The organism is Protofrankia sp. CiT1, assembly GCF_917627335.1.
Classification (GTDB): Bacteria; Actinomycetota; Actinomycetes; order Frankiales; family Frankiaceae; genus Protofrankia.
This window is the reverse complement of the sequence record NZ_CAKJTP010000145.1, coordinates 1-1131: the sequence shown is the minus strand read 5'-3', so window position 1 is coordinate 1131 and position 1131 is coordinate 1. Positions and strand designations below refer to the sequence as shown.

The window sequence follows — 1131 nt, the reverse complement described above, 5'->3', positions numbered from 1 at the left end:
CCGGTTCGGCGCTCGGTGTCATTGTTGTGCGCCGCGGGGTGCTGCCGGCGGGTGCGGACGAGGTGACCGCGGAGGCGGGCGGGCGGGTACTGCTCGTCGGCGACGGCGTCGCCCGTGCCGCGACCGGCCTGACCGCCGCGACCGAGGTCACCCTGTGGGAGGCGGGCGAGTTCGCGCCGGCGGCATGGTCCGCGGCCCTGGCCACCGGGCTCGACCGCGGCACGGCCGGCAGCAGTCCGATCGACAGCGATTTGATCATTATGCCCGCCTCCCCGGACGGGCGCGACTTCGCCCCGCGGCTCGCCGCGGCTCTCCGACGGCAGCTGGTAGCCAACGCCGTCGCCGTCCGCCCCGGCGAGATCGTGGCCGAACGCTACGACGGCCGGCTCGCCGAGCATGTGCCGGTACGCGGGCCGGTGGTGGCGACTCTGGTGCCAGGCGTCCGCGGTGTCGCGCCGCACCCGGGCGTCCCGCGGACACGGTCGATCGCTCCGGCGCTCCCGCGTCCGGATGCGGTGCCCGATGCCGAGGTGCTGGAAGTGCTGGCGGCCGATCCGGCGACGATCGCGCTGACCGAGGCGCCCCGCATCGTCGGCGGCGGGCACGGAATGGGCAGCCGGGAGGCGTTCTCGCAGCTCAGCGACGTGGCCGCGGCCCTCGGCGCGTCGCTGGGCGGCACCCGGGTGGTGGCCGATCTTGACTGGATCCCCTTCGAGCGCCAGATCGGCACCACCGGGGCGATCGTGGCGCCCCGGCTGTACCTGGCTTTCGGGGTCAGCGGGGCCGTTCAGCACACCAGCGGCCTGGGCAGCCCCGATCACGTGATCTCGGTCAACGTCGACGGGAGCGCGCCGATGATGGCCATGGCCGATCTGGCGATCATCGCGGACGCCCCCGCGGTCGTGGCCGAGCTCCGCCGCCGGCTGGCCGGAGCTGCCGAGGCCACCGCCGGCACCAAAGCCATCGGCAGCGGGACCATCAGCAACGGGACCATCAGCGACACGACCGTCGGTCACGGCGAAGGGAGCACATCGTGAGCGGCGCGCCATCCTCGGATGATCGCTATCCGGATGGGCACCTGGCCGCGCCGCCGCGGCGCCCGGCCACCAGCCCGCTCCCCCCGTCCGCGAC

Annotated in this window: 1 protein-coding gene; it reads left to right on the top strand. The window is 74.9% G+C overall.

Going from position 1 to position 1131, the window contains the following annotated elements:
• The coding region (locus tag MJ785_RS17715) for a mycofactocin-associated electron transfer flavoprotein alpha subunit (RefSeq protein WP_370652978.1) at positions 1–1037 on the top strand (1037 nt) is incomplete at its 5' end.
• Between the last annotated feature and the right edge of the window lie 94 nt (positions 1038–1131).